The sequence below is a fragment of the Nostoc sp. DedQUE07 genome (assembly GCF_034530975.2).
Lineage (GTDB): Bacteria > Cyanobacteriota > Cyanobacteriia > Cyanobacteriales > Nostocaceae > Nostoc.
On the sequence record NZ_JAVRCC020000076.1, the window covers coordinates 21,972 to 28,826 of the forward strand.

Annotated in this window: 5 protein-coding genes; 2 read left to right on the plus strand and 3 right to left on the minus strand. The window is 39.8% G+C overall.

The features are described from left to right. Positions 1–9: 9 nt before the first annotated feature. Positions 10–1,254 (minus strand): two-component system response regulator, encoded by a 1,245-nt coding sequence (locus RMZ95_RS31845; RefSeq protein WP_322683970.1) that lies wholly within the window; start codon positions 1,252–1,254, stop codon positions 10–12. A 498-nt stretch (positions 1,255–1,752) separates the two neighbouring features. Further along, positions 1,753–2,676 (minus strand): tRNA (5-methylaminomethyl-2-thiouridine)(34)-methyltransferase MnmD, encoded by a 924-nt coding sequence (locus tag RMZ95_RS31850; RefSeq protein ID WP_322683969.1) that lies wholly within the window; start codon positions 2,674–2,676, stop codon positions 1,753–1,755. A 26-nt stretch (positions 2,677–2,702) separates the two neighbouring features. Here RMZ95_RS31850 and RMZ95_RS31855 point away from each other — a divergent pair, with 26 nt between their 5' ends. Continuing rightward, a complete protein-coding gene (locus RMZ95_RS31855) occupies positions 2,703–3,548 on the plus strand; it encodes a sulfurtransferase (protein WP_322683968.1) in 846 nt (281 codons plus the stop codon). Positions 3,549–3,707: 159 nt separating this feature from the next. On the opposite strand, the gene RMZ95_RS31860 is transcribed toward RMZ95_RS31855, so the two are convergent. Further along, complete coding sequence (locus RMZ95_RS31860; protein ID WP_322683989.1) at positions 3,708–5,024, minus strand: hypothetical protein; 1,317 nt, start codon at positions 5,022–5,024, stop codon at positions 3,708–3,710. Positions 5,025–5,715: 691 nt separating this feature from the next. On the opposite strand from RMZ95_RS31860, the gene RMZ95_RS31865 reads away from it, so the two are divergent. Further along, positions 5,716–6,855 (plus strand): FecR domain-containing protein (locus RMZ95_RS31865; RefSeq protein ID WP_409884306.1); only part of this gene is annotated, 1,140 nt, incomplete at its 3' end.

A 6,855-nucleotide genomic window follows, 5' to 3' on the forward strand; every position in this document is an offset into this window, starting at 1 on the left:
CATTACTCCCTATTCCTCAGTCTTCCCATTTTCCTGAAAAGAGCAAATAAACTCTGCAAACTGCTGCATTAGTTTGGGGTTACGCCAACCAGAATCAGCTTCTTCTTGCATCACTAAAAGGGCTTCTGTTGAAGTAAAAGCTCTTTTGTAAGGTCGTTCACTAGTCAGGGCATCATAAATATCAATTAACTGAAATACTTGCGCAAGATAAGGAATATCATCCCCCTTGAGTCGATCCGGGTAGCCTGAACCATCCCAACGTTCGTGGTGATGACGAATAATCGGAATTACACCGCGCATACTGCGTAGTGGTTGGCAGATTTTTTCTCCAATCAAAACGTGCTGCTGCATAATTTGCCAATCTTCGGGGGTGAGTTTGCCTTTTTTTAGCAGCACAGCATCGGGAATACCCACTTTACCAATATCGTGGAGATAACCACCCCACATCAAATCTCGAATTTGATAGCGTGTGAGGTTGAGGTATTCACCAAAAACTTGTCCCAGTTTTACTAGACGTTCGCAATGGTTGCCTGTATTGGGATCGCGACTTTCGATAGACATGGCAATGGAAAACAGTACTTGTTCGGCATGGTCTAAATCTTCGTTCAGACGCTTCTGCCGCACCAAGGACTTTACACGCGCTGCGAGTTCCACCCGATCGAAGGGTTTGGTGAGAAAATCATCTGCCCCAACTTCAATTCCCCGAATGCGCGATCGCCTGTCATTTAACGCTGTAATAAAAATTACTGGGATTAGCCTAGTCTGCTCATCCTGTTTAAGCAATTGGCACACTTCAAATCCATCCATTCCTGGCATCATGACATCCAGCAAAATCAAATCTGGTTGTTTTTGAGTTACCAATCCCACAACAATAGACCCAGTGTCCGCCTCAATCACCTCATATCCTTCCATCCCCAAGAGGGCAACAGCAGTCATCCGGCTGGCGGCATGATCGTCAACAACTAAAACCTTCGGCGGATCTAAATCAAACCCATTCACTTTAGAACCTTTGGCTTGTAGTGTTCTAGAGACCAATGAATCTTCATCACAATTAACATCAGATTTTATCCAAGAAAACATTGCTTGCCTATCTTCAAGCATAAGGTCTCCTTGAGATAAGCCTAAAGAATAACCCTCCGCATTTTGCGATTCTACAGCATGATTTGAACCGATACTCTTCACTGTGCTAATGGGGTTTGACCCATTAACAATTTTTTCTGTAAAGCCTGTATGGTTGGATTTCCATTGAATCACAAAGGCACTCCAAGTTTTTGCACAAGTTAGTTAACAGCGTTAGATTTTAAAAACAAATTTAAGATTTGACTGTATCTGAGTCAGAATTTCGATATGGATTATGGATGATGTCAAGCTGCGGATGGAATTTTTCGCAGCATCTATCTTTTATGTTACGAACAAGATGTATCTTGTTGTCAAATTTTTTGCTTTTAATTCCAGTATTATAAATTATCACAAATGTTAAATCAGGTTTTTTACGGAGATTTTTTAGCCTCGTGGCGTCAGAAACCGTTGTAATTGAACAATTTATATCAAAATATCGGATTTTGAGTTTCAAGTCTTTATAGTAATCATTTAGATATAATTTTTTTACTCAGTTATAGGAATAATCTAGTACCGTAAAATATGATGTGATATTGAATACTAACATATAGTTAAGCTATTTGACTCGTAAAAACTCGTTGAATTAGGCTTGCAGTCCATAGACGTAGCATATTGTATGATATTGTAATCAAACTACAAACTAGTTCCCATAAAATCCCTACCTTGTGTTCCCAATAACCACCTTTTTCGCCAATGAGAGGAAGGTTCTAGGCAAGAGGTTTCTTGCTCCTGTTGTCGCCGCCTGACTATGACTTCAGTTGGATCGCTCAATTGAGGATCGCGATAGGGAATAGCAGCACGAGTTAGCAAGTGTTCTTTTTCAACTTCTGAAAGGGTAGTGAATAGGGAGTCGTCTTTAGACTCAGCATTTTGAGAATGTGTTGCCACAGTACCAGGCGATCGCCTTCCTACGGGTGGGGTAGAAGATATAACCAAACCAGCAGACAAAAGTGCTGTACGTACAGCAGCAGCACAAGAATAGGTGGCTAATAAACCATCTGGATGTAAACACAATGAGAGTTGTTGAATAAATTCAACAGTCCATAATTGAGGACACTGTGGTGGTGAAAAGGGATCGAGGAAAATTGCATCTGCCCAGAAACCCGACTGACGTACTAGCGCAATTGTAGTTCTAGCATCACCAATCAGTAACTTCGCTTTCAAGCAAGGTGTTTGTACTTGATGCTTAAAAGCTAGCTTTTTCAAAATTTCAATATAGTTACAGTTCCAATTGTCGAACAACTGATGGGCCATCGCCGCTTGTGGCACCGCTGGATTCAGTTCTAAACCGATTACTTCAACACAACAACTAGGATTCACTGCCCAAATAGTTTGCAAAGCAGCAGCTGTGTTATATCCTAGACCATAACAAACATCCAATAGTCGCAAGATCGGTTTTCGCGCTGCTGTAGCCAGTTGAGTAGGTTCCACAAACTTGCAAAAACTTTCTTGCGTAGCTCCATAATGGCTGTGAAAGGATTCACCAAACTCTTGAGAGACAAAGGTGAAAGAACCATCTGCTGTTAACTTAGGTGTAAAATTCTCTAAGTCTGACATCTTACAAAAAAACTAAATAATGACTAATGCCCAATACTTCGGCTTCGCTCAGTACAAGTCCCCAATTTGTTGTTTCGCCAGCTTGGCTGTTTGAACATCTAAAAGATCCGCAAGTCGTTATTGTGGATTGTCGCTTTTCTTTAGCCGATCCACAACTAGGAAAACAACAGTATAAAACAAGTCATATAGAGGGATCGTATTACTTAGATTTGAATCAGGATCTTTCCAGTTCAGTGGGTAAGCATGGCGGGAGACATCCTTTACCTAACCCTAATGATATAGCTAACAAATTGGCAGCGATTGGGGTAAATTACCAAAAAAGTTTAGTTGTAGCTTATGATGATTCGCGCTTTGCCTTTGCGGCTCGTCTATGGTGGCTGTTGCGCTATCTAGGACATGAGCAAGTAGCAGTACTAGATGGCGGTTTGGCTGGATGGCAAAAAGCTGGATATTCTGTCACAGATGTTATTCCTCCCCCGCGGATGGCTAGATTTGTCGCTCAAGTACAAACAGAAAAGGTGGTAGATATTACAGCCGTGAAAAGCTGGAAAGATAGCCATGAGGTAGTATTGGTAGATTCAAGAGAGAGCGATCGCTACCAAGGCGAACGAGAACCAATCGATCGAATTGCTGGACATATTCCCGGTGCAGTCAACTATCCCTGGCAAGAAGTTACAGACTCTTCCGGCTACCTACTCCCCTCAGAAGAACAACACCGTCGCTGGGAAAAGCTAAAAACAGCCGAAGAAATATTGGTATATTGCGGTTCTGGCGTTACTGCTTGTGTGAATTTACTTTCTTTAGAATTAGCTGGTATTAGCAAGGGTAAACTTTATGCTGGTAGCTGGAGTGATTGGATTTCTTATTTATAGTCATTAGTCATTGGTCATTGGTCATTGGTCATTGGTCATTGGTCATTAGTCATTAGTTTTTAATAAAGGATAAATCACATTGGTCATTGGTCATTGGTCATTAGTTTTTAATAAAGGACAAAGGACAAATGACAAAGGACAAATGACAAATGACAAATTTCAAAACCGACCTAATTGCAAACCATAATTAATACTGAAGAACCAACCATCAAAATCAATGTTTTCGGCGGTTGAACTACCTAAACTTACTCCAGCCTGGACATTCATATAAATGGTATCGGATATTTGGTAATTTAAGTGTCCGAATAGTCGATAAAATTCGTCTTCTCGATCGCGCTGTGTAAAGTCTGATAAACTCATTTGGTAGTCAACACCAACCTGGAGAGGCTTTTGCAAGTAGTAGTTCAGAGATACCCAAAAGGAATTGATTATCCGATTACGACTTTGGGGATCGGCAAAATTTACACTCAACTCGTAGAAGCTATCTAGGGTTAATCTTGAAGTTAGGGGATCTCGGCGTCCCAAAGATAGCTGTAGGGAATTTTCATTTAAAAAGCGATCGCCTGCTTTGAAGCTATCGGGGCGATCGCTGCTATTGGCATAAAATAACTGTTGATTGCTCCAACGGATTTCTCCAAACATTCGTTGGGATAGCTGCTGGTAAAGACTGAGATTGAATCTCACCTGATTGTAATGATATTGTGACTGATTTATATAACGAATCAGATTGCCATCGATTGAGCCATTTAAAAAAGTCTTAGATCCTAAAGGAAAATATGTAGAGGCTAATGTCAGTCCAGAAATAATTAAACCATCTTCTATGGGACTATCATTTGATGAAAATATGTTATTCGTTTGGAAGTAGCCGACACGTCCTTGTAGATAACCAATAGGTTTAAACTGAGGTACAGGTTGTTCTGTTGGTGGTGGTAGCTGTTGTTCTAAGGGTTGTTGTTCTAGGGGTCGTAACCGCACCCGTAACCCCAATTCGCGATCGCTATTAGATTCAAACGGTTGTTTTGGCGATCGTAGCAGTTCTATCAACCTATCTCGCCTTTGAGAATACTCTCCCTCAGGTAAATTTAATAGTTGCTCCTTTGAGTCGGAAGGAGATATGGGCAAATTATTTGGTGGAGATTCTAGCTGTGGTGGTTCATTTTGCTTTTGAGTATCTATAGGTTCTTCGGTTTGATCTGGGATTTGAGTCGTTTCTGGTGTTTGCTGTGCTAGATTTAACGGCATCTGAGAGTCTAAAGTATGTGACTCACTCGACAGCTTGCACAAAGAGTTAATTGCTTTTTGCTCCAACTTATGACATAACTGCTCATGAGTTAACTGTATAGTTGCTAAATGATTAGGATGCAAAACATCTGTAATTGCAGATTCTGACGCATCTACTCTAATGCAACACCAGCTTCCACCACTGGACGTTAACAAAATACAAAAAAACAAATTTTTCCAGTTCTTGAGTCGCATCTGGTTAGATCGCATTGATTGCATTTGGCAAATGTAGACCCACAAGCTGTATTAGAAGTTCCGACTACAAAGATACAGTTGATTGTATCTATATTTAGCTTTGTAGGTATATACTGAAACTACAAACTAAAATTACTGCTTTTCGGATTTTTCCCCAGATTTTTTTGTCAAACTGAGATGTTCCGATAAATTGCTGTTTAAATTTTAGTGAAATACAGCTAGTGGGTAATTTAACAATAAATTTTTAAAAAGTTATTGTCCCTCATAATTAATGATCCTCTAACTGAACTGATTATAAAGGATTATATGTAAGGTACTTCTGATTTAATTATTTATATCAAATACTAACTTTTAAATATGCTACAGACTTTATTGGATACAATTTCATCTTTAGCAGTAAAAGTTAAATCAACTAAATACATACTAAGTACATATAGTAATCAGTAATCCAATTTTATTCATGAACTTGCTTACTTAGAGAAGGAACAGTAGACAGGAAAAAAAGCAATAAATGTGTACTGAGTGTTTTCAAAAATCAAATTTGAGTTATTTATTTCACTTATTATCTATTTTATGCATTAAATCGAAATTAAAATTTAAATTAATTTACCTAAAAAACTCTTACAACAATTAGCATTAGCTTAAAATTTAATTTTTATGATATTAGTTGAAGGTCAAAATTTGTCAAACTATGTTTTATAAATCGTTTCCATTATTGGTGATTGGTTTATGGGGACTTATAGTACTGCCTCTACCAAATCGGGTAAACGCTACAACTCCTCTAACGCGAGCAGAGATTCAGAACCTCCGCAACATCGTACAACTGATACCCAAAGATAAATTGAAGAAACGTCCTGCACGCAAATTAGATGCAATGACCCCTGGAGACGGGTTGTCAACTGGTCGAGCTTCTCTCGCAGATTTGCGTTTTAATGATGGCTCTTTAGCACGAGTTGGAGAACAGGCGTTATTTCAATTTTTGCCAAAGACTCGTGACTTTAAACTGACAAATGGGACTGTGTTGTTGCTCATCCCACCAGGAAAGGGGCAAACACGTATACAAACACCAAATGCAGCAGCAGCAATTCGTGGTTCAGCATTATTTGTACGCTACGACCAACAAACAGACACCACAATTGTAGGTGCGCTGACAAATAGCGGCATTGAAGTTTCTAACAAGAAAGCTTCTCGAACTCAGGTGTTGGAAGCAGGACAAATGGTGATTATAATTAAAGGCGAATTTCAGAGATTATATGATTTTGATCTCAGAAATTTTTATGAAACGAGCCAAATGGTTCGGGAACTTGATTTGAACAGGCAGAGTCCTGTGCCTACGCCCGATCCTGCAATTACCAGTGTTCAAGCCGAAACTGCTGCGGCTTTGAAAGCACAGGCACCGATAAAAGGCGAGGGAGTAATTGATAACCCCTCTATTGTGCAGTTAACTCCTAGTCCTTCAAATTCCTCAGCAAACTCTTCAGGCAAAACAGAACAAACCTCGACAAATACTAACCAACAGAGTGTACCAAGTACTAACAACAACAAAGTAAACAGTGAGGATAATAGCGTTGGTGCTGATTCTAGTTCAACCCTAACACCAACTCAAAACTCGTCAACAGAAAATCCGACAAATAAAAATCCGCAAAATAACACATTACCAATCAGTCCAACAGATCCAACACCCGTAACCTCACCAGATACAACACCCGTAACCACAACACCCGTAACCTCACCAGATACAACACCCGTAACCACAACACCCGTAACCTCACCAGATACAACACCCGTAACCTCAACACCCGTAACCTCACCAGATACAACACCCGTAACC

Excerpts from the sequence above, each read along its gene's own strand:
- RMZ95_RS31850 (WP_322683969.1), bottom strand. The coding sequence starts at position 2,676 with ATGTCAGACTTAGAGAATTTTACACCTAAGTTAACAGCAGATGGTTCT.
- RMZ95_RS31855 (WP_322683968.1), top strand. The coding sequence starts at position 2,703 with ATGCCCAATACTTCGGCTTCGCTCAGTACAAGTCCCCAATTTGTTGTT.
- RMZ95_RS31860 (WP_322683989.1), bottom strand. The coding sequence starts at position 5,024 with ATGCGACTCAAGAACTGGAAAAATTTGTTTTTTTGTATTTTGTTAACG.